Genomic DNA, 23536 nt, shown 5'->3' on the forward strand with positions numbered 1-23536 from the left:
GCAGCCCGCAATAGCCCGATAATACCGGGAAATATGCGGCATTTATCAGCCTAAATGCTATATTTCTCGTGGTTCACATTTCAGGTTTCCTCGTTTATCAGAAAGTCGCGCGGCCCGACCGGGTCTTCAGCGCGCATCGCTGCATTGCATAAGAGGCATCTGAATGAATATTGCATCGAAGCCTCCCGTTGATAAAAACCGGGAGGAGGAAACCCATCTTGCACGCAATCTGTCCAATCGACATCTCCAGCTGATCGCCATTGGCGGCGCTATCGGCACCGGCCTTTTCATGGGCTCCGGCAAGACCATCTCACTGGCCGGACCATCCATTCTGCTGGTTTATGCGATCATCGGTTTCATGCTGTTCTTCGTGATGCGTGCGCTGGGTGAAATCCTTCTGTCCAATCTGGAATATCGGTCTTTTGCCGATTTCGCAGGTGATTATCTTGGCCCTTGGGCGCAATTTTTTACCGGCTGGACCTACTGGTTGTGCTGGATTGTCACCGGCATCGCCGATGTGGTGGCCGTTTCGGGCTATGTATCCTTCTGGTATCCGGAATTGGCCCTTTGGGTCCCTGCACTTGGTCTGATCGGAGTGTTATTGCTGCTCAACCTGCCAAATGTGCGCAACTTCGGTGAAATTGAATTCTGGTTCGCGCTGATCAAGATCGTCGCCATCGTTGCCCTGATAATTGCGGGCGTTTACATGCTTTCTACGAGTTTCATGCTGCCAAATGGCACAAGGGCATCGGTTGAACATCTGTGGGCACATGGCGGGTTCTTCCCTAACGGGTTCTTCGGCTTTGTCGCTGGTTTTCAGATCGCAGTTTTCGCATTTGTCGGTATCGAGCTGGTCGGCACAGCTGCCGCCGAAACCGAAAATCCGATGCGCAATCTACCAAAGGCGATCAACTCTATCCCGATCCGCGTCGTACTTTTCTATGTTGGTGCGTTGTTCGTGATCATCACGGTCATTCCGTGGGATCAGGTCGATCCAAACTCCAGCCCGTTTGTGGCCATGTTCTCGCTGGCGGGTCTTGGCATTGCCGCTCATGTCGTGAATTTCGTGGTGCTGACTTCGGCAACATCGAGCGCCAATTCCGGCATCTACTCGACCTCGCGCATGATCTATGGTCTGGCAACATCACGCCTCGCACCGCAGACACTCGGCAAGCTTAACAGCCGCAAGGTGCCGGTGAATGCGCTGTTCTTCTCCTGCATCTTCCTGCTTGCAGGCGTTGTGCTGCTTTATGCAGGCCAGAGCATCATTGAAGCCTTTACCATCGTCACGACGATTTCAGCGCTTCTTTTCATCTTCATCTGGTCGATCATTCTTGCGTCCTATCTTCAGTATCGCCGCAAGCGTCCTGATCTGCATGAAAAGTCGACCTTCAAGCTACCAGGCGGACGCGCTTCCGTTGTCATGGTCTTTGCCTTCTTCGCCTTCATCCTTTGGGCGCTGGCACAAGAACCGGATACCGCTGTTGCTCTGAAAGTAACGCCTGTTTGGTTTGTGCTTCTGGGCATTATCTATCTGGCAATTCGCAAAAAGCGCCAGCAGAGCTAACATAAAAAGCAAAAAGCCCGGCTTAAAGCCGGGCTTTTTATTGAGACGACGTTTTAATTACCGAGGCAATACGGACGATCCCATCAGATCCGCATCAATTGCGTGGGCTGCCTGACGGCCTTCGCGAATTGCCCAGACAACAAGCGACTGACCACGGCGCACATCGCCTGCTGCATAGAGCTTGTCGACATTGGTGCGGTAGTCTTGCTCATTGGCTTTCACCGAAGTTCCGCCGCGGCGATCCGTTGCGATCTCCAGCTTCTCGCCAAGTTCTTTCACCACGCTGTTTTCAGCCGGACCGAAAAAGCCGATTGCGATGAACGCAAGATCAGCCTTGATGTAGAACTCAGAGCCAGTAATCGGCTTGCGCTTCTCGTCAACCTGACAGCACTTCACATGGGTAAGCTTGCCGTCTTCGCCGATGAACTCAAGCGTTGCCACCTGAAACTCGCGATTTGCACCTTCTGCCTGACTGGAAGACGTACGCATCTTGGTTGCCCAATAAGGCCAGACGCTGAGCTTGTCTTCTCTTTCAGGCGGCTGCGGACGAATATCGAGCTGCGTGACATTGACCGCGCCCTGACGGAAAGCCGTACCAACGCAGTCAGATGCCGTATCACCACCGCCGACAACGACGATGTGCTTGCCACCAGCAAGGATTGGTGCTTCGTGCCATGCGACTGATTCAATGTTTTCGCGCCCAACACGACGGTTCTGCTGGACGAGATAAGGCATGGCATCATGCACGCCTTCAAGGTCCGCACCCGGAATACCCGCTGGGCGCGGCTTTTCCGAACCGCCCGAATAAAGCACGGCGTCATAGGTATCGAGCAGACCGCGCAGCGGCTTGTCGACGCCGATATTGACGCCACACAGGAAACGAACGCCCTCGCCTTCCATCTGCGTGACGCGACGGTCGATCAGGTGCTTTTCCATCTTGAAGTCAGGAATGCCATAACGCAGCAGACCGCCCGGACGGCTTTCGCGTTCATAGACATCGACCATGTGACCAGCACGTGCCAACTGCTGCGCTGCTGCAAGGCCAGCCGGGCCAGAACCGATGATTGCGACCGACTTGCCCGTCTTCTGTGCTGCTGGCTGCGGCACGACATGACCAAGCTCATAGGCCTTGTCACCCAGTGCCTGTTCAACGGTCTTGATCGCAACAGGTGTGTCTTCAAGGTTCAGCGTGCAGGCTTCTTCACAAGGCGCAGGGCAGACGCGACCCGTAAATTCCGGGAAGTTGTTGGTCAGATGCAGGTTGCGGATCGCCTGATCCCAGTTGTTGTTATAGACGAGATCATTCCAGTCCGGGATCTGATTGTGCACAGGACAGCCCGTTGGGCCATGGCAGAACGGAATGCCGCAATCCATGCAGCGCGCCGCCTGCTTTTGCACTTCACCATCCGTCATTGGCAGCGTGAATTCGCGGAAGTGACGAATGCGATCCGATGCAGGCTGGTACTTTGCTACCTGCCGGTCGATCTCAAGAAAACCAGTAACCTTACCCATTATTCTATGCTCCTCTCGCATCACCGTGCGCCATTTCAGGCGCACAAGTTCCGCGTTTCGATATAAAGTTTACTCAGCTGCTACACCGATCTGCATGCGCTCCATCTCTTCCAGAGCGCGGCGATATTCGACCGGCATGACCTTCACGAATTTCGGGCGATAGCTCTCCCAGTTATCGAGAATGTCCTTGGCGCGCGTGGAGCCCGTGTAATGCAGATGGTTGGCAATCAGCTGCACCAGACGTTCTTCGTCGTGGCGCGTCATGTTTGCCGAGACATCCACACGGCCCTTGTGCATCAGGTCACCGCCGTGATGGTGCAGTTTTTCGAGGATATCATCCTCTTCCGGCACCGGTTCCAGCTCGACCATCGCCATATTGCAGCGCTGTGCGAAGTCACCGACTTCATCAAGCACATAGGCGACGCCGCCCGACATGCCGGCTGCAAAGTTACGGCCAGTCTGGCCGATAACCACGACGACACCGCCAGTCATATATTCGCAGCCGTGGTCGCCCACGCCTTCGACAACCGTAACCGCACCGGAGTTACGCACTGCGAAACGCTCGCCTGCCACACCGCGGAAATAGCACTCGCCTTCAAGCGCACCATAAAGCACGGTATTGCCTGCGATGATCGAGTCTTCAGCCACAATACGCGTATCTTCTGGCGGACGTATGACAATGCGGCCACCCGAAAGACCCTTGCCGATATAATCGTTACCATCGCCGATCAGTTCAAACGAGATACCGCGCGCAAGGAACGCACCAAACGACTGGCCAGCCGTACCGCGCAGGGTAACGGCAATGGTGTCTTCCGGCAGACCCTTGTGGCGGAAACGCTTGGCCACTTCGCCCGAAAGCATCGCACCTGCAGAACGATCAACGTTCTTGATGTCGACATCGATCTTGACCGGCGTCTTGTTTTCCAGCGCAGGCATGGCCTGAGCAATCAGCGTGCGATCAAGAACATCTTCAATCGGATGATGCTGACGTTCAGTCCAGTAGATTTCGTGCTTCTCGGCTTCCGGCTTGTAGAAGATACGGCTGAAGTCGAGACCCTTGGCCTTCCAGTGATCGATCATGGTCTGCTTTTCGAGCAGTTCCGTTTCGCCGACGATCTGCTCAAGCTTGGTGAAGCCCATGAGCGCCAGCAATGCGCGCACTTCTTCTGCCAGATAGAAGAAGAAGTTGATGACATGCTCAGGCGTGCCCTTGAAGCGCTTGCGCAGAACAGGGTCCTGCGTGGCAACGCCCACAGGGCAGGTGTTGAGATGGCACTTGCGCATCATGATACAGCCAGCGGCAATCAGCGGAGCCGTCGAGAAACCGAACTCGTCGGCACCGAGCAGTGCACCGATAATCACGTCACGGCCGGTACGAAGACCGCCATCGACCTGAAGCGCGATGCGTGAGCGAAGACCGTTCAGCACCAGCGTCTGATGGGTTTCGGCAAGACCGATTTCCCATGGCGAACCGGCATGCTTGAGCGAAGTCAGCGGAGACGCACCTGTGCCGCCATCATAGCCGGACACAGTGATGTGGTCAGCACGCGCTTTCGCAACACCGGCCGCAACCGTACCAACACCCACTTCCGACACCAGCTTGACCGAAATATCAGCCGCCGGATTGACGTTCTTCAGATCGTAGATCAGCTGTGCCAGATCTTCGATCGAGTAGATGTCATGGTGTGGCGGAGGCGAAATGAGGCCAACGCCCGGCGTCGAGTGACGGGTCTTGGCAATCGTCGCATCAACCTTATGGCCCGGCAGCTGACCGCCTTCACCCGGCTTTGCACCCTGAGCGACCTTGATCTGGATAAGATCGGAGTTAACCAGATATTCCGTCGTCACACCGAAACGGCCCGATGCCACCTGCTTGATCGCAGAGCGCTCAGGGTTCGGTGTACCATCCGGCAGCGGATAGAAACGATCCGGCTCTTCACCGCCCTCACCCGTGTTCGACTTGCCGCCAATGGCGTTCATCGCACGCGCAAGCGTGGTATGCGCTTCACGCGAGATAGAACCGAAGGACATAGCGCCTGTCGAGAAGCGCTTGACGATATCGACAGCCGATTCAACCTCTTCGATTGCAACCGGCTTGCGACCGCTGGTTTCCGCAAAGCGAATATCGAACAGGCCACGAATGGTCTTTGCCTGCGCCGACTTGGAGTCGAGCATGGAAGTATATTCGGTGAACGTTTCCGGGTTTGATGTGCGAACGGCATGCTGCAGCTTTGCAACCGCATCGGGCGACCAGAGATGCGCTTCGCCACGCATACGGTAGGCATATTCGCCACCGACTTCGAGTGCGGTCAGCAGAACCGGATCGTTGCCGAATGCATCGGTATGACGCCGCACGGTTTCTTCCGCGATTTCTTCCAGACCAACGCCTTCGATGCTGGTTGCTGTGCCGAAGAAGAACTGATCGACAAAGCGGGTCTGCAAGCCGACGGCATCGAAAATCTGCGCGCCGCAATAGGACTGGTAGGTCGAGATGCCCATCTTGGACATGACCTTGAGAATGCCCTTGCCGATCGACTTGATGTAGCGCTTGACCACTTCATATTCGTCAACTTCCGGCGGAAATTCGCGGCGGCGATGCATGTCGAGAAGCGTGTCGAAGGCAAGATATGGGTTGATTGCTTCCGCACCATAGCCTGCAAGGCACGCGAAATGATGCACTTCGCGCGGCTCACCCGATTCAACAACCAGACCGACCGACGTGCGCAGACCCTTGCGGATCAGGTGATGGTGGACAGCAGCCGTTGCCAGCAGAGCCGGGATCGGAATGCGGTCCGGACCAACCTGACGATCCGACAGGATGACGATGTTGTAGCCGCCATGAACAGCTGCTTCCGCACGGTCGCACAGGCGTTCAATCGCTCCATGCATACCGGCAGCGCCTTCACCCGTATTATAGGTGATGTCGAGCGTCTTGGTGTCGAAGCGATCTTCCGTATGACCGATGGAGCGGATCTTTTCGAGATCACCATTGGTCAGGATCGGCTGGCGTACTTCCAGACGCTTGCGGCGCGAGGTGCCAACCAGATCGAAGATGTTCGGGCGCGGACCGATGAAGGAGACAAGGCTCATCACCAGCTCTTCGCGGATCGGATCGATCGGTGGGTTCGTGACCTGTGCGAAGTTCTGCTTGAAATAGGTGTAAAGCAGCTTCGACTTGTCGGACATGGCCGAAATCGGCGTATCCGTGCCCATCGAACCGATGGCTTCCTGACCGGTGGTGGCCATTGGCGACATCAGAAGCTTGGTGTCTTCCTGGCTGTAACCGAATGACTGCTGACGGTCGAGGAGACTTACATCCTTGCGTAGCGCGCGAGGTTCAACCGGGTTCAGGTCTTCCAGAATGAGCTGCGTGTTGGCAAGCCACTGCTTGTATGGATGCTTCTGCGCAATCTGGGACTTGATTTCCTCGTCCGAGACAATGCGGCCTTCTTCCATATCGATCAGCAGCATACGGCCCGGCTGAAGACGCCACTTCTTGACGACCTTCTTTTCCTCGACCGGCAATACACCTGCTTCGGAAGCCAGAATGACGAAATCATCATCCGTCACAAGATAGCGGGCGGGACGCAGACCATTACGATCAAGCGTCGCACCAATCTGGCGACCGTCGGTGAAAGCAACGGCAGCAGGACCATCCCATGGCTCCATGAGCGCTGCATGATATTCGTAGAACGCGCGGCGTTCGTCCGACATCAGCTTGTTGCCCGACCATGCTTCCGGGATCAGCATCATCATTGCATGCGCAAGGCTATAGCCACCCTGATGCAAGAATTCGAGTGCATTGTCGAAGCAGGCCGTATCCGACTGGCCTTCATAGGAAATCGGCCAGAGCTTGGAAATATCGTTACCGAATAGCTCCGAATCCACCGATGCCTGACGGGCAGCCATCCAGTTGACGTTGCCGCGCAGCGTGTTGATTTCACCGTTATGCGCAACCATGCGATAAGGATGCGCCAGACGCCATGAAGGGAACGTGTTGGTCGAAAAGCGCTGGTGAACGAGCGCCACAGCACTTTCAAAGCGTGGGTCTTTCAGGTCGTTGTAATAAGCGCCGACCTGATAGGCCAGAAACATGCCCTTATAAACAACGGTGCGTGCCGACATAGAGACGATATAGAAGCCCTTATCGTCGCCGTCGTTTTCCTGATAGATGCGATTGGAAATGACCTTACGTAGCACGAACAGGCGGCGTTCAAAATCATCGTCGGTTTCAATGGTCGCACTGCGGCCGATGAAAACCTGCATATGAAATGGTTCGGTCGCGGCAATATCCGGCGCCTTTGACAGCGAAGAGTTATCGACCGGCACCTGACGGAAACCGATGAAAGTCTGGCCTTCAGCGGCGATGACTTCCTTGATGATCTCTTCGATATGTGCGCGCAGTTCAGCATCGCGCGGCATGAAGAGGTAACCTACGGCATAGTGGCCCGGCTGTGGCAGGTCGATGCCCTGACGCGCCATTTCTTCGCGAAAGAAGCGATCTGGAATCTGCACAAGCATGCCCGCACCGTCGCCCATCAAAGGGTCGGCGCCAACCGCACCGCGATGGGTGAGGTTTTCAAGCATCTTAAGACCGTTCTCTACGATCTGATGGGACTTCTGGCCCTTCATATGTGCGATAAAGCCAACGCCGCAGGCGTCACGCTCGTTACGCGGATCATAGAGGCCTTGGGCGGGGGGAGTGCCCGCCGAAGTTCGCGTTTTTCGGGTTGCTGTGGTGGAATTGGTCGCAGCTTTGACCGATCCGTTCTGACCGTTGTGTAAATCCACATGCGATACAGATGGCGTCAAATGCGGCATCGTCATTCCCTCCAGTGAGCGCGCAACCCTGCACGCGATACGATAATGAATCGGAACGGCTATTCGTTCCTTAAGTGAACTTTTTGTGTGTGGGAGCCTTATCGAAAAGGCGTTGGACGACGTTCCGTGACCGATGGCTCAGCCATCGAAAGGAATATTGTTTTGGCGCCTTAGTCTTTCAGGCTCGGACAAGCGACCTCAGCCCGCCATATGGCGCACCAAACTCCCCTGCCTCTTTAAGTGCCGCATTCCGCCGGGTTATCCCGATCTGCACGGCACCTTCTTTCTGCAACTGACGGAAGCTTTGACAAGAAACCTGACGATCACAGTGATGAATTGGACAGCAAGGGTGAATTAGTCAGCATTGCTGTCCTAATCACGTATGACAGAATTCAAATTCGCTCACAAGATGGAAACATGATTTTTTCGAGCCAATTGCGAAACAAAGTGTCGCATACATTCACCATTGCATCATTTAATTACGTTTGATGCTAGTTGCGTCAGTTTGGCGCGCCTGGCGCTCCTCACGGGAAGCTCTAAAAAGTGACACTGGCCTCTCGCTTTTTAACGCCCGCAGGCCTTACACCTGTAGCCGAGTCCGGCTATAGACCTCTCCTATAAGGTCCCACTGCTGGCGGAGAACAACGTGTATTTTGCTTCAGACAACTGGGCAGGCGCCCATCCGAAAATCGCTGAAAGTCTTTCACTTCATGCCAACGGCTTTGCAGCCGCCTATGGTGCCAGCGAGATCGACAAGCGTGTAGAGCAGCGTTTTAACGAGTTGTTCGAACGGGAAGTCGCTGTCTTCTTCGTCGGCACAGGCACAGCGGCCAACTCACTGGCGCTTGCAAGTGTCAATCGTCCCGGCGGCGTTTCGCTTGTACATAGAGAAGCCCATGTGATCGAAGATGAATGCGGTGCGCCTGAATATTTCACCGGCGGCGCACGTCTGCACCCGATTGATGGCGCGATGGGACGTATCGATCCTGAATTGCTCAAGCGCGAACTCAAGCGTTTCAATCCGGCTTTCGTCCATGCCGGTCAGCCGATGGCGGTCAGCATCACGCAGGCCACAGAAGTCGGCACGCTGTACCAGCCTGAACATATCGCGACGATCTCGCAGATTTGCCGCGATGCGGGCCTGCCCCTGCATATGGACGGCGCACGTTTTGCAAACGCGCTTGTATCCCTTGATATGACGCCTGCCGAAATGACATGGAAACAGGGCGTCGATATTGTTTCCTTTGGCGGCACCAAGAATGGTTGCTGGTGTGCGGAAGCGCTGGTCTTTATGGACCCTGCCCGCGCACGCGACCTTCCTTTCATTCGCAAGCGTGCCGCACAGCTTTTCTCAAAAACACGCTTCATTGCAGCGCAGTTTGATGCCTATCTCGAAAATGGTCTGTGGATTGAGCTGGCAAAGCATTCCAATGCGCTTTCCGCACGCCTTGCCCGCCATATCGATGCATCAAGCCAGATGCGGCTTGCATGGAAGCCGGAAGCCAACGAGGTTTTCGCGATCATGAAGCAGTCGGTCTATGATCGCCTGCGCGATGCGGGCGCGATTTTCTACGACTGGAACCCTCCGCATTCGGAAGTCAATCGCATCAGCGAAGGCGAGATTTTCGCACGTTTCGTGACAAGCTTTGCCAACACGGAAGAAGAAGTCGATCAGTTCGGCAAGCTTATCGCTTAAAGCATGCCTCCCAAAAGTCAAAAAAAGCGGCGCTGAATGCGCCGCTTTCTTTATATGTCAGTCTCAACAGAGATTAGTGGGCGGTTTTCGCCTCAATCTGCTGGGCATCAGCCGTCGATGCCTGGCTTACTTCGATCTTGCGTGGCTTCATCTGTTCGGGGATTTCGCGCTTGAGATCGATATGGAGCAAGCCGTTTTTAAGGCTGGCACCGGCCACTTCAACAAAGTCTGCAAGCTGGAAGCGGCGCTCAAAAGCACGCGAAGCAATGCCGCGATAAAGCACTTCACCGGTTTCAGAAGCATCGTTCTCGGCCTTCTGGCCCTTGACGGTCAACTGATTGCGATGTGCTTCGATTTCGAGTTCGCTTTCCGAAAAGCCTGCAACAGCCATGGTGATGCGATAGGTGTTCTCACCGGTCCGCTCAATATTATATGGCGGATAGGACTGCGTACCTTCTGGAGATGCGAGTGTATCAAGCATCGAAGAGAAGAGACGGTCGAAACCAACGGTGGAACGATAGAGCGGGGAAAAATCAACGTGACGCATATGTAAGCCCTCCTTAAGAGCGACAAGAATGCATTATATTGGCGGCAGAATTCCCATTCTGGCGAATTCCTCGTGCCGGCGATCCCGTATTCGGCGACCGCAAAACTCATTTGGGAATGCCGCTTTTTCATTTCAAGGCTGATTTGAAAGTGCATTGCAGAAAACACTGCCAGCCATCCTCGTATAACCAGAGAATAGCGTTACACGGCTTATCACCTGACGTAACAACTCCTGATCGTTTGGGGCCTGCAAATTGGGGGATTCGCCACGCAATGAACCCAAAATGAACATCATCTTCGGCGAGCGTTCAGGTGCTTGGGAATAATCTTCCCCTATGCCTGCTGAGAGGCGGGTTCATCAAAGGATTACGGTTATGAAAAAAGCTTTTCTTGCTTTTGCCGCACTTGCCACCGTCGCGACAGGGATCGCGACGACATCCCACGCAGCCGACAATGGGCTGCGCGTTCAGGTTCAATATTACGACGATGATGGCTATCGTCCGCCTATGCCGCCACGCGGCGGACCACGCCCGGATTGGGATGGACCAGATCGCGGATATGACCGTGGACCCAATCATGGACGGGGTCGCGGACCCGACTGGGGTGGCGACTATGGACGACGCGATACGCTTGGCCCCCGCCAGGTTGCCCGTTCATTGCAACGCCGCGGCTATGATGTTGGCGATATACGCCGTGATCGCGGTGCCTATTTCGTTAAGGCTACACGTCCGAGCGGTCGTCGCGTGATTGTGGTGGTTGACGCTTTCAGCGGCCGCATCATCGATGAGCGTCGGGCCGGTCGCGGCTGGTAATTCCAGCCAGAACCAACAGATCAACCTGTGTAACGTCCCTTGCACGGGTTGTTTCCTGAACCGGAAGTTTGCTCGCAAACTTCCGGTTACTTTTTATCATCCTTTATCCCATTATATTGCGGTGCAGAATGTAACTTGGGACAAAAGCTTGAATGCCAGATTTTCTTTTTGAGACCGATGCGAACCCCATACCGCCGGGAACGCGATCTGGCATGCTTGAAACACGGGACGGCAAGAGCTTGCGCTATGCGCTCCTCAAGTCGCAAACCAAGCCGTCACGCGGCACGGTCGTACTGCTGCAAGGTCGCAACGAGTTTATCGAGAAATATTTCGAGACCATGTCCGACCTTTCAGATCGGGGCTTCACCGTCGCCACCCTCGACTGGCGTGGTCAGGGCGGTTCGCACAGGCTGCTCAAGGATCGCCTGCGCGGCTATGTCGGTCGTTTCAGCGATTACACCGGCGATCTCGACCAGTTTCTGACAGATGTTGTTCTGCCCGACTGCCCGCCGCCCTTCTATATCTTTGCCCACTCCGCGGGGGCTTTGATTGCTTATTCGTCGATACCGAAGCTTGCTTCGCGAATTACCCGTATGGTGCTCTGTGCACCATTGATGGGGCTTGGGGGATCGAAGTCCAGCGATGACAAGATGCGCCGCATCACGACAGGTCTGCGCTGGTTCGGCTTCGGCAGGCTTTATGCTGCAGCAGGGCGAAAGATGATTGACCGGCCTTTCGCCAACAATCCACTGACCAGCGATCCGGCGCGCTTTACACGCAATATGGAAGTTGTTCGCAACAATCCTGATCTGGCACTTGGTGGTCCCACAGTGCGTTGGCTTGCGGGTGCACTTGAAACCGCATCCCTCATCAACCGGCCCGATTTTTATAAGGGTCCGGCAATCCCTGTGCTGATAATCGCGGCGGGTGCCGATCGGGTGGTTTCCACTCCGGCAATCGAGCGATTTGCTGCAAGCACGCGCAATATCTCATTGGTCGTCGTCGATGGCGGACGCCATGAATTATTGCAGGAAGCCGACTTCTACCGGGAGCAGGTTCTGGCGGCTTTTGATGCTTTCATTCCCGGAACCTCGGAAATTGATGCGCCACCAGAAACCACAGAACCTGCAAATCCCGATCAGACGTAGTTACCCGTTTATAAGTTCAAGCGCCGCCTGATGCAGCGCGGGAGATGCAGCGGCAACAATATCGCCGCCCCTTTCTGCCGGACCACCATCGCGTTGCGTAACAATACCACCTGCCTGCTCGATAATCGGGATCAGTGCCACGATGTCATAAGGCTGGAGGCCCGCTTCCACCACGATATCGGCAAAGCCACCTGCAAGCATGGCAAAAGCGTAGCAATCGACACCATAACGCGACAGGCGCACCGAGCTTTCCAGTCGGTCAAAACCTTTACGCAGATCCCCCTTGAAGAGCGCGGGCGTTGTCGTGAACATGGTCGCGTCTTCAAGCTTTGCCTGAGAACGCACTGCCAGTCGACGTTGCTCTCCACCATCACGCACCAGATAAGAACCGTCACCGTCGCTGTAGAACAGCTCACCCGTAAAAGGCTGTGACATCATCCCAGCCTTGGCATCCCCCTCGACTGTCAGGCCAACCAACGTTCCCCACACTGGCAGGCCGGATATGAAGGCACGCGTGCCGTCAACCGGATCGATGACCCATACATGACTGCGATCAATGTTTTCCGGGCCATATTCTTCGCCAAGAATGCCATGGTCTGGAAACTCGCGCCCGATCACCGCACGAATCGCACGCTCCGCTGCGCGATCAGCTTCCGTCACCGGATCAAATCCAGAGGTATATTTATTGTCGATCGCCGTGAACTGGCGGAATCGCGGCAAGGTTTCAGCTGCAGCCACCGAAGCGACTTCGGAAAAAAATGCCCTATCGATCAGCAATCCCAATCTCCCATTTCCATAAGATGATGCATTAATATGCAACCCGTACTAATATTGCCCATAATTTGAGCCGTCTATTTTTTAGCTCAAAATTTATGCGTAATTCCTTGACGCATAAGGCTTTGCAGCGTAGCTTAAAGGTCAGACAGGCTGTCCTGTCGGTGCCTTTCGGGGCATTTCCTCCCTAGTCTTTGGCCGCGCTTTCTTCATAGGAGCGCGGCTCTTTTTATCAGCATTTTATGTGAGATGTTCCGCAACCTTCGGCGATTGAAAAGCGTGAATTGTTATTCAGCTGCAAGCGGCGGCACGACCAGAAGCTCATCCGGCAACGATGTCAGATCGCTCAGAAACTGATAGAGGTCGGCACAAAGCGCATCGAAACCAACCAGCTTCTGCAAGCTCTGCTCATTCATATAGAGGCTGCGATTGATCTCGATCTGCAAAGCATAGCAAGCCGCTGCTGGTCTGCCATAATGCTCGGTGATGAAGCCGCCGGCATAGGGCTTGTTATGCGCAACCGTATAGCCAAGCCCCTGAAGCAGTTCGATAGCAGCTTGCGTCAACTGTTCACTGCAAGAGCGGCCAAAACGATCACCAATGATGAAATCGGGCCGCCCGCCGATATCACCTGATCGCGTGCCGCCCGGCATGGAATGGCAATCGATAAGCACCGAATAGCCAAAACGTTCATGGGTCGTCTGCAACAGAGTATCGAGCGTATTGTGATATGGCTTATAGAGGTCTTCAATCCGATAGAAGGCTTCCTGCAGCGATATGCGCCCCGGATAAATGAGCTGCCCCTCGCCAACCAGACGCGGAATGGTTCCAAGACCACCTGCCACGCGTGCAGACTGGCTGTTCGCAAAAGGCGGCAGCGGCTCCACGAACATACGCGGATCAAGTTCAAAGGGTTCGCGATTCACATCGAGAAATGCGCGGGGGAAATGCGCTTTAAGCAAAGGCGCACCCAAACGCGGCACGTCTGCAAAAAGCTCATCAACATAGCAATCTTCTGAGAACCGAATCGCCAGTGAGTCGAGCCGTGATTCTTCAAGAAACGACTTGGGGTAGGCGCGTCCGCTATGAGGCGAATTAAAAACGAAGGGAATTCGCTGCTGCGCAGGCGCGCAGACCTCATAAGGGGGTATCAGATGAAAATCACGTTCCAGACTCATACTTCAACCCGTCTTGACTGCTTTTTTCGACCGGCCAAATGATAGTTTTGCTTTAAAAGCAGCATCTTATGTCAGTCCGGCCAGATACAATACCCGAAATTGCAAAACCCGCCTCTCCCTCTATGGACTGGCTCGCAAAACTATAAAAAGCTGTAACACATAACAGCTTGTTGCCAAACAGTGGCCATAACAATTAACATTTGCGCGAGCATTCATTTCATATTTACCAAAAACGCGTTTTCTAGTGCGAGAGCTGAGTCGTTACCTGCGCCGAAATGCGCGAACGAACGACATGAAATTCGGACGGACCAATGAAAAGAATTCTGCTAGCTGAAGACGACAACGATATGCGTCGCTTCCTCGTGAAAGCACTGGAAAAAGCGGGCTATCACGTCACCCATTTCGACAATGGCGCCAGCGCCTATGAAAGGCTGCGCGAAGAACCATTCTCGCTGCTGCTGACCGATATCGTCATGCCGGAGATGGATGGCATCGAGCTCGCACGCCGCGCGACCGAAATAGACCCAGACCTCAAGATCATGTTCATTACCGGCTTCGCAGCAGTCGCACTCAACCCCGATTCGGACGCGCCGCGCGATGCGAAAGTGCTTTCCAAGCCTTTCCACCTGCGTGACCTGGTGAATGAAATCGAAAAAATGCTGATCGCCGCCTAAGGCGATCAGCGGCTTTCCCGGCCTCGATAAGCTATTCAACAACAAAGACGAATAAACTTCAAAAAAGAGCATTGACGGGCGCAGCGTGATATGGTGTATGCGCCACATCGAATGGGCGTATAGCTCAGCGGGAGAGCACTACATTGACATTGTAGGGGTCACAGGTTCAATCCCTGTTACGCCCACCATTCGATCCCCCAAACATTACAACATGTTGGATAGAACCAGAGAGACTAACGAATGGTCCTCTTCAGGTTCACTGAACCTCACTTGTGGAACAGGCCCAAATCTTCAGAGTGTTTTCGTATAGCGACGATGACCGGGAGAATGGTTATCGCCATTTGTTTCAAGACGTGCTCCATGCTTCGCTCCGTTGCATAAAACTTGATCGCATATTCCAGATTATCGATATCGTCATCATCAGGTTTGCAGGGAAAATCGTTCGGTGGTCCAGGCAACTCAACCATCCGCTGAGCGGTTGATGTTTCAATACCCCCCGCGAGAGCTTGTTGTGTAGAATCGGAATCAAGCTATGGTGAGGATCAGTCATCGAAAAATGGGAGGAAGTATGAAACCTCTGGCTATAGCCATTTGCATGATCCTGATTGCAAGCGCTGTTTCAGGATGCGCCAACCGTTCATGCCGGGATTGGCCCGGGTTATGCATTATTCAGTGAACCGAGGGTGACGCTGGAAAATGAAGCGCCTTTGAAAAGCGCAGCGATGGAAGAACTCGACGGCAATCCTGGTATGAAGGTCACAGTGACCAGGCCTATCGCGCATAGGCTCAAATGGCTGGAATGATCCAGCCATTTGATTTTCTCATTTGAAACAGATCAGAATTGTGTCGTGAGGCCGACCATAAAGGTACGGCCGCGACCAGTCTTTTCTGCCATTTCGCCCGATACTGCCGGGCTGTAAGCCACATCCGTCAGGTTCTCGACATTCATGAAAGCAGTCGCGTGCTTATTGAACTTGTAGGAGGCATAGAGGTTGTAAAGCGTATAGGCTTCCTTTTTCTCAGTATCGCCAAATCCAACAGCATAACGGCTACCGCCGACATGGTTCATTGTCCCGCCAACCGTTAAGGCTTCTTCAAGTGCCCGGACGCCGACATCGACGGTGACATAATCTTCAGGCAGAAATGTCGAGTCGCCATTGCCGATGCCTGCACCCCAGCCAACCGGTTGATCATTGCTTGCGTGGGTATAAGAGAGGTTCACATAGGCAAATCGCGCATCGTATCCGCCTTCGATCTCGAAGCCCCGCGACTTCGTGGTCCCGGGTACATTGACCCAGATCGCCCTTTCATAAGGATCGCCTGGCAAGGTCATGAGATTGTTCACGATGTAATTTTCGATATCATATCGGAAGTAATTGACCTTTAACCGCAACGCGTCGCCTGCGATCAGCAGATCGTCTTTGATGACATTAGTCCCAAATTCCCATCCCTTGGATTTTTCGGGATCGAGATAGAAATTGGAAAACTGGCCACCACCGATGCCAGCGCCAATCGGAACCAGTGCCCAAAGCGCTTCTCGCGCTGATGGCGGCCTGAAAGTATGGGCATAGGTCACATAGGGCTGCAGCCAGTCGACCGGCTTTGCAGACAGAGTGATCTTAGGGTTGAGCGCATTTTCATTGCGCGAAACATCCACATTACCGCCTGTTGGCGGGCAGAAACCAACATTGGCCGTGCATGGGCTTTGATGCCCGCTCAGCGTCCAATAATCGTAATTCAGCCCTGTGCTCAATTCGAAAATACCTTGCGACAAGGTAATATCAGTAAAAGCACGCGCCTTCTGCATTCTGCCGGGAGGATTTGCACCGCGGTAGTTGTTGACTTTGTAGTCGTCGGAGGAATAGGCCGCACCGTATTCCCACCGGACACTAAGCTCGTCCGTAATGTCGAAGCGGCTCGTATTGGTCACATCGAACCCATAGCCGTTGTCCCGCGTCTGACGCTGCCGGTATGAGCCACCAGTTGTGGGGTCATAAGACATGTCCGTGCGATTATAATAAGCGTTGATCTTCAGATCGATCCAGTCATTGTCAGGGTTATAGGTATAGTTGGCGGTGTAAGTGGAATTCGTTACACCCCACTCATAACCTGAAACCAGGAAGTTGTTCTTGTACCAGCGCGCACCAAGCTTCAGATCATGCACATCGTCAGGCTGGAAATGGAACTTCAGCAATCCTGAACCCGGCTTATTGCTGGCGTCAGGCGTATTATAGACACCATCGCCTCTTCGGTAATTCTCATGGTCGCTATAGCTGAACGCACCCATGATCGACGCCGTTCCAGACCCCGGAATATTTGTCCGCGCTCCACCGGCAATCATCCCCGAAAGGCCATAGCCATTATTCCCAGCCTTCATGATAGTCTTGACGCCCTGATCCTGTCCTTCAAGAACAACGTCTTCGAAATCAATGGTTCTGAAGTTGACGGCACCTGCAAGGGAACCCATGCCATGCGCGCCATTGACGGCACCACGCTCTGCACCCACGCCTGCCAAAAGGTTCGTATCGATGTAAAGCAATTCGCCGCCCGTTGACGCGTGGCCCGCCGTATTTCTGAACATTTGCGGGACACCATCGATCATGGTGTTGACGCGACCATCCGATTCAAAGCCACGAATGTTGACCGCCACACCCGGCTGGCTTGATGATATGCGTGTGAATGTGCCCGGCATGGAACGAACAATCGCGTTCGCATCACCGCCATATTTTTCCTGAACGATATTGCCATCGATAACACTGACACCGCCCGGCGTCAGATAAGGTGCGTCCATATCGATACCAGCGCTGATGATGATCGGCTGAAGTTCGACTGCGCCCGGCGCCTTCTTTTCCTGAGGCTTGTCGCTCGCTTCTGCATTCCGCTGAGTAGCGCTGACTGATTGCGCATGAGACGCGATCGTGCCCATCATGAACGCGCTGTACGCCACGCCGATTAAAAGAATGCCGTAGTGTTTGGAGTGTATTTTCTTCACTGTTTCCTCGCAAAAGTGGAAATCAGTGGCTGGCTACCTGAGAGCTATTGCTTGCTGCTGATATGCGTGGTCGGCCTGCAAACATTGCAGTTTACAGACTGACAATTTTCAAAGGTAAAGATTTGCGACGATGACAATCACCGCAAATAAACCAGCATAGGCTACCCAGAATCCGTCCCCTTCGACAAAACGATGGAGCGCCGACTTCTGACTATCTTTGTTATACATGACATTACCCGCCGTCAGGGATTTCCCCCGCCGCAACTTCTAGTTAACATGATAGTTTTAGTCAAGTTAAATTCGGATACAAAAGCTGTGAAATATTCAGCCTCAACAGACCACAAATAATATCCCGCTTTGTCAAAATTCGTTGCGGCCCGCCCCCCACTTATGAAATGAGTTAGAAACACATCCCGAAAAGGGTGAAACGATTTTCGAACAAGATGCGTATTATAAAGAGCGCGGGATTTGATGCTTTGCAGCATTCTCTCACAAGGGTATTCTGCCGCACGCGTGATTGTTAAGGGCCAGTGAATGAACGAGAATTTCGTGTCAGTCGATGAAGAACAGGAGCGCGCGCGCGTCGCCTGGCTTTACTTCATCGGTGGCCAGACCCAGCAGGAAATTGCGCAGCGGCTCAACATTACCCGGCTAAAGGTCAATAAAATCATTGGACAGGTGCGGGAGTCCGGCCAGATCCAGATCAGCGTCAGCCTGCCACTGTCGGATTGTGTTGAACTGGCAGAAAAAGTCGCAGCGCGCTATGGCCTCGCAGATGCAGTGGTTGTTCCTGATCTTGACGATTTTCTGGAGCAAAAGCGCGTTATTGGTGAAGCTGCCGGAACCATGGCTGGCGAGCTGATTGATGGGCGCGACATGGGTGTAGGAATAGCGTCCGGGCGAACACTGAGCTTTGCTGTGCGGAGTTTGCGTGCGAAACCCAAGCCCGAAAGCTGGGTGGTTGGGCTGACCGGTGGCGTCACCAGCGGCTCATCAACCAACACATTTGAAGTTGCGACAGATTTTGCCCGTGCGCTTGGCGTCGAGTGTCACTATCTGACCGCACCGATTTACTGCGCCAATCGCGAAAGCCGCAATGCGATCCTGTTGAGCGACGAGCTGACGGACGTGCTCGCCAGAACTGAAATCGCCGACATCGGCCTCGTATCCTGCGGACCGCTGACCTCGGAAACATCGCTCACGCATATTCGCGTCGTAAAGGACAATCTTGATGCGGTGCTGAAACTTGGAGCCGTTGGAGAGTTTCTGGGATATTTTCTTGATGCTCAGGGGCGCCCGATCGACCATTTCCTCAATGATTCAATCATTGCCCTCCCGCCGGACAAGCTCAAGCTTAAACCAGCATCCGTTCTGGTTTCGGGCGGGCTGAATAAAATCCCGATTATCCGTGCCATTCTGCGCGGTGGTTATGTCAATCGCCTCGTCACCAATGAAGGCGTGGCGCGCGCGCTATTACAGGGGCCGCTTTAAGATACGGCCCCTGTTCTATTTGATTAAGCCTTGGCTTGAAGCGTTTCGGTCATGGCGCGCAACGTGACGAATGTCGAGGCCGCACCCGGATCGATGTGGCCGATTGAACGCTCGCCAAGCTTCGCTGAACGTCCGCGTCGAGATTCCATTGCAGCTGTCGCCTTCATGCCAGCTTCGGCACCATCGCGTGCCGCAATCAGCACTTCCAGCGTCGATTTACCGTTTCCGGCCGCCGCAGTTGCAGCTTCAACAGCTGGCACCCACGCATCAATCATCGTCTTGTCGCCCGGCTCGGCTCGGCCCCGATCCTGGATGCCTTGCGAGGCCGCTGCAAGCCATTCGGTCATGCCGTTCCCGTCAAGGTTCAGACGGTTGCTGACGGCCGTGCCTGCGCGCAGGAACGCTGTCGCATAAAGCGGACCCGACGAAGCGCCAACGGCATCCAGAAACGCCTTGGCCATGCGCTTGCAAATGGCTTCAATGGTTTCGTCGCCCTGCTCATCTTCGAGCGCATGCTGAACAGCCTTCCAGCCGATTTCCATGGTGATGCCGTGATCACCGTCACCAATTACGCCGTCGAGTTCCGATAGCCAGTTCTTCTCGGCAATGATCTGGTTGCCGACATTCATCATCATCGCCTTGAAAAGCGCGGGCGTCACATCACCATCGGTGATGAGTGCGCGCGGCGCGTCCGATGCCGTTTCCTTGTGTTCGGCTGCGCGTGCAGCCTTGCGGTGCGACGTCGGCTCGCGGTCGCCTGCCTGCACAGCACCAACGGTCAGCGCTGGCGTATGACATGGATGATCCAGAAGCGCCTGCAAGGTTGCATCGAGCTTCATCAGCGTCACCGACGCACCAGCCATTTCGAGCGACGTCGCATATTCACCGACCCATGAGGCATGGATCTGAACGTCCTTACCATCCAGAATCTGTTTCACGCGACGGAAGATCAGGTAAAGTTCAATATGCGTGGTCGCACCAAGGCCATTGACCAAAACCGCAACGCGGTTCCCCGCCTTGAGCGCCAGTTCTTCCACAACCGAGGCCATCAGTTCGTCGGTCACTTCATCGGCAGGCGCGAGCTTCTGGCGGCGGATGCCCGGTTCGCCGTGCAGGCCCATGCCGATTTCCATCTCATCGTCGCCGATGGTGAAATTCGGCTTTCCCGTCTGTGGCAGCGAGCAAGGGCTCAATGCCACGCCCATCGACCGGGTGGCCTCGTTGGCTGCCTGCGCCAGCGCTTCAACACGCGACAGAGGTTCACCCAGATCAGCAGCAGCACCTGCAACCTTGAACACGAAGAAATCACCGGCAATGCCGCGACGCTCCGACTTGCGATCAAGCGGAGCCGACGCCACGTCGTCCGCAACAGCGACATGGCGCACGTCCATGCCATCCTGCGCGAGTTCTTCCGCAGCCATGGTGAAATTGAGAACGTCACCGGTGTAATTGCCATAGAGCATCAGCACGCCAGCGCCGCCATCCGCAGCCCGTGCCGCTTCTGCAATATGGGCAGGCGATGGCGAAGCAAACACATTGCCCACCGCCGCTGCATCCGCAAGACCGCGACCGACATAACCCGCAAAGGCTGGTTCGTGACCAGAACCGCCGCCCACAACGATGCCAACCTTGCCTTCACGCGGACCATCGACTGCAACAACCGCGCGGCCCGTTTCGCCTTCAACGCGCAGAATGTCGGGATGCGCGCCGACCATGCCTTCGATCATTTCTGCAATGATGTTTTCCGGCGCGTTGATCAGCTTTTTGGTTTTGACTTGTTCACTCATAGTTTTAACTTTCTTAAACGCGTCGCTTGATCAATGGGCATCCCGGCGCAGATAACGACGCGATATGGCATCAAACGAGATTGCCAGCACGACGATTGCACCCGAAACAATGCCCTGCCAATAGGGAGAGACACCAAACAGAACGATAATGTTTTCAATAATAGCGATGATACCTGCACCGAGGATCGCGCCAATCGGGCTACCGATACCACCTGTTGTGGCAACGCCACCAATGACGGAAGCAGCAATTGGAGCCAGAACCCAGCTGTCGCCAATCGACGGCTGTGCCGTACCAAGACGCGCAACCATCAGCACACCTGCAAGACCTGCAATAGCACCGGCAGCGCCGAACACCATGAGACGTACACGATCCACACGAATACCCAGCATACGGGCGCCGTCGCGGTTGTTGCCGATGGCATACATGTAACGACCGAACGGTGTTTTCAGCATCACGAAGGTCGCTATCAACAGTACAAAAAACATGATGATGAATGGCACCGGAATGCCAAAGAGATCGCCACGACCAAGGAAATGCACTTCACGTGGGATACCAGTGATGGCAACGCCGCGCGTCAGCACCAGATTGGCGCCGCCAAAGATGCCCGCCGTACCGATAGTCAGCACCAGCGAATGTAGGCGGAGGAAGGTGACGAGGAAGCCGTTGAAAAGTCCAAGGCAAAGCCCAAGCAAAATCGCGAGGAACATTGCGCTATAGGGTTCAAAACCCATCCGCATCATTAAAATACCGGAAACAACGCCGCTCAGCCCACCAATCACGCCGAGTGACAGATCAAGCTCACCCAGCACCATCAGCATCGACTGGGCAATCGTGATGAGGCCAACAAAGGCCAGACCACGAGCAACAACTGACAGATTGTAAGGCGTCAGGAAGTATGGCGACAGGATTGCCGAAAGGGCAAAGATCACCAGCAGGGCAATAAAGACACCGGCAAGCGGCGTACGAATGAGATTGGAAAGGGGGTTAGTTTGCATCGGCTTTTACCTCTGTTCCAAAGATCGCGCCCACGAGTGTTTCATTGTTGGTATCGGTGGTGGAGAACTCACCGGTGATATGGCCGTTATGCATTGTGATGATACGGCTTGCGCATTTCTGCAATTCGTTGAGTTCCGAGGAGACGAGGATGACGCCCACGCCTTCTTCGGCGAGATTTTTCATGATGCGATAAATCTCGGATTTGGTACGGATATCGATGCCCTTGGTCGGCTCATCAAAGATCAGCACGCGCGGGCGCGTGGCCATTGAGCGGCCGATAATCGCCTTCTGCTGATTACCGCCGGAAAGCTGCGAGATGCGCTTGCCCATTCCGGACGTGCGGATACCGTAATCATCGATGATCTTCTGCACGATATTGCGCTCACGACTATCGCTGATGCCCAGCTTGCCGCTGGTCAGCGACAGCACCGAAATACCAATATTCTCGCGCAGCGACAGTAACGGCAGAATGCCGTGATGTTTTCGCTCTTCGGAAAGATAGAGCATGCCGCTTGAAACCGAGCGCGATGTATCGTTGAGTGTCCAGCTTTCGCCTTCGACCTTCACGGTGCCTGCTTTGGCTTTGAGAAAACCGAAGATCGTCTGCATCACTTCGGAGCGTCCTGCTCCGACCAGACCGGCGAAGCCGAGAATCTCACCTTTGCGAAGATCAAAACTGATGTCTTCAAAACGCGATCCCGAAAGCCCGCGCACTTCCATAATGGTTTCAGTGGTAGGCTTGGACGGGCGGAAATGTTCGTCAAAGGAAAGATCGCGGCCAGACATGGCGCGGATCAGATCGGATTCGGTGACGTTTTTGATATGGCCGCTTTCAATCTTCGTACCATTACGAAGAACCGTATAATCATCGCCGATCTGAAAGACTTCTTCCATTTTGTGGCTGATGAAAACAATCGCATGATCGCGGTCAAGAAGACCACGAATGACCTTGAAGACACGCTCGACTTCAACACGCGTCAGCGATGAAGTCGGTTCATCAAGGATCAGTACCTTCATCTGTTCATTGGTGCAGGCACGTGCAATCTGCAGAAGCTGCTGATCAGACACGGAAATATTCGCAACCAGATCGTCTGGTCGCGCCTCAATGCCGAAACGGTCGAGATAGGATTTCGCTTCTTCCATCAACGCCTTGCGGTTGACGATAAAGCCGCCATGGCCTGTTCGGTTAAACGGCATGAACAGGTTTTCCGCAACGCTCATCTGTGGGAACAGCGTCAGCTCCTGCGGAACATAAGCGACATTCTTATAGAGCGAAGGATCGGCAACCGGATCGCGGCCATCGATCAGCACCTGACCGCGCGAAGCGCTGTCGGTTCCGGTCAGAATTTTTACAAGTGTGGATTTACCGGCGCCGTTTTCGCCAGCAAGAATATGCGTGCGACCCAGCTCGATTTTCAGGTCAACACCATCCAGCGCGGTTACGCCCGGAAAGTCCCGGCCTAATCCGCTTGTTTCAAGATAAGCCATGATGGACACCTTGGAAAACTATCGGTGCGTGTCCGGCATGCTGCCGGTCAAAG

General features: G+C 54.4%; 16 protein-coding genes and 1 tRNA gene. 8 read left to right on the plus strand and 9 right to left on the minus strand.

All coding sequences use genetic code 11. The annotated features are described in order from the left end of the window. Positions 1 to 163: 163 nt before the first annotated feature. Positions 164 to 1567 carry an amino acid permease gene (locus ACSME1_RS12370; RefSeq protein ID WP_024895978.1) on the plus strand — a complete coding sequence of 468 codons (1404 nt, stop codon included), beginning with the start codon at positions 164 to 166 and terminating at the stop codon, positions 1565 to 1567. Positions 1568 to 1624: 57 nt separating this feature from the next. Here ACSME1_RS12370 and ACSME1_RS12375 read toward each other — a convergent pair whose 3' ends face one another. Continuing rightward, positions 1625 to 3079, minus strand: a complete 1455-nt coding sequence (locus ACSME1_RS12375) for a glutamate synthase subunit beta (RefSeq protein WP_024895979.1) — start codon at positions 3077 to 3079, stop codon at positions 1625 to 1627. A 69-nt stretch (positions 3080 to 3148) separates the two neighbouring features. Beyond that, entirely contained in the window at positions 3149 to 7900 is a 4752-nt protein-coding gene (gene gltB / locus ACSME1_RS12380) for a glutamate synthase large subunit (protein ID WP_435655274.1), read from the minus strand. Between the two features lie 646 nt (positions 7901 to 8546). Here gltB and ACSME1_RS12385 point away from each other — a divergent pair. Further along, a complete protein-coding gene (locus tag ACSME1_RS12385; RefSeq protein WP_024895981.1) occupies positions 8547 to 9596 on the plus strand; it encodes a threonine aldolase family protein in 1050 nt (349 codons plus the stop codon). Between the two features lie 73 nt (positions 9597 to 9669). Here ACSME1_RS12385 and ACSME1_RS12390 read toward each other — a convergent pair whose 3' ends face one another. Next, the gene (locus tag ACSME1_RS12390) at positions 9670 to 10143 is read right to left on the minus strand and encodes an Hsp20 family protein (RefSeq protein WP_024895982.1); all 474 of its coding nucleotides are present in this window, start codon (positions 10141 to 10143) and stop codon (positions 9670 to 9672) included. Between the two features lie 373 nt (positions 10144 to 10516). Here ACSME1_RS12390 and ACSME1_RS12395 point away from each other — a divergent pair, with 373 nt between their 5' ends. Together ACSME1_RS12395 and ACSME1_RS12400 are read left to right on the plus strand one after the other, a co-directional pair. After that, positions 10517 to 10954 carry a PepSY domain-containing protein gene (locus tag ACSME1_RS12395; RefSeq protein ID WP_024895983.1) on the plus strand — a complete coding sequence of 146 codons (438 nt, stop codon included), beginning with the start codon at positions 10517 to 10519 and terminating at the stop codon, positions 10952 to 10954. Positions 10955 to 11106: 152 nt separating this feature from the next. Beyond that, positions 11107 to 12102 (plus strand): alpha/beta fold hydrolase, encoded by a 996-nt coding sequence (locus ACSME1_RS12400; RefSeq protein ID WP_024895984.1) that lies wholly within the window; start codon positions 11107 to 11109, stop codon positions 12100 to 12102. Here ACSME1_RS12400 and hisN read toward each other — a convergent pair whose 3' ends face one another. Further along, positions 12103 to 12879, minus strand: coding sequence for a histidinol-phosphatase (gene hisN, locus ACSME1_RS12405; RefSeq protein WP_100557411.1), 777 nt, complete (start codon positions 12877 to 12879; stop codon positions 12103 to 12105). It lies immediately after the preceding gene. Between the two features lie 284 nt (positions 12880 to 13163). Beyond that, positions 13164 to 14054, minus strand: coding sequence for an N-formylglutamate amidohydrolase (locus ACSME1_RS12410; RefSeq protein ID WP_024895986.1), 891 nt, complete (start codon positions 14052 to 14054; stop codon positions 13164 to 13166). Between the two features lie 311 nt (positions 14055 to 14365). On the opposite strand from ACSME1_RS12410, the gene cpdR reads away from it, so the two are divergent. The 3 genes from cpdR to ACSME1_RS12425 all read left to right on the plus strand — a co-directional run bounded on the left by cpdR (position 14366) and on the right by ACSME1_RS12425 (position 15531). After that, positions 14366 to 14728, plus strand: coding sequence for a cell cycle two-component system response regulator CpdR (cpdR, locus tag ACSME1_RS12415; protein WP_007877205.1), 363 nt, complete (start codon positions 14366 to 14368; stop codon positions 14726 to 14728). A 113-nt stretch (positions 14729 to 14841) separates the two neighbouring features. Beyond that, positions 14842 to 14916 (plus strand) — tRNA-Val (locus ACSME1_RS12420). A gap of 417 nt (positions 14917 to 15333) precedes the next feature. After that, positions 15334 to 15531, plus strand: coding sequence for a hypothetical protein (locus ACSME1_RS12425; RefSeq protein ID WP_024895988.1), 198 nt, complete (start codon positions 15334 to 15336; stop codon positions 15529 to 15531). 32 nt (positions 15532 to 15563) lie between these two features. Here ACSME1_RS12425 and ACSME1_RS12430 read toward each other — a convergent pair whose 3' ends face one another. Then, complete coding sequence (locus tag ACSME1_RS12430; RefSeq protein WP_321194005.1) at positions 15564 to 17657, minus strand: TonB-dependent receptor domain-containing protein; 2094 nt, start codon at positions 17655 to 17657, stop codon at positions 15564 to 15566. 597 nt (positions 17658 to 18254) lie between these two features. Here ACSME1_RS12430 and ACSME1_RS12435 point away from each other — a divergent pair. Continuing rightward, complete coding sequence (locus ACSME1_RS12435; protein ID WP_024895990.1) at positions 18255 to 19211, plus strand: sugar-binding transcriptional regulator; 957 nt, start codon at positions 18255 to 18257, stop codon at positions 19209 to 19211. Between the two features lie 23 nt (positions 19212 to 19234). On the opposite strand, the gene dhaL is transcribed toward ACSME1_RS12435, so the two are convergent. From dhaL to ACSME1_RS12450, 3 genes are read right to left on the minus strand one after another with little or no spacing between them, the layout of a single operon-like run. Continuing rightward, positions 19235 to 20998, minus strand: a complete 1764-nt coding sequence (gene dhaL / locus ACSME1_RS12440; RefSeq protein WP_024895991.1) for a dihydroxyacetone kinase subunit DhaL — start codon at positions 20996 to 20998, stop codon at positions 19235 to 19237. A 30-nt stretch (positions 20999 to 21028) separates the two neighbouring features. Beyond that, positions 21029 to 21994: an ABC transporter permease gene (locus tag ACSME1_RS12445; RefSeq protein WP_024895992.1), complete on the minus strand. Its 966-nt coding sequence runs from the start codon at positions 21992 to 21994 to the stop codon at positions 21029 to 21031. Next, a complete protein-coding gene (locus tag ACSME1_RS12450; RefSeq protein WP_024895993.1) occupies positions 21984 to 23483 on the minus strand; it encodes a sugar ABC transporter ATP-binding protein in 1500 nt (499 codons plus the stop codon). The genes ACSME1_RS12445 and ACSME1_RS12450 overlap by 11 nt, the downstream gene beginning before the upstream one ends. Between the last annotated feature and the right edge of the window lie 53 nt (positions 23484 to 23536).

Source organism: Brucella pituitosa, from assembly GCF_965577835.1.
GTDB lineage: Bacteria > Pseudomonadota > Alphaproteobacteria > Rhizobiales > Rhizobiaceae > Brucella > Brucella pituitosa.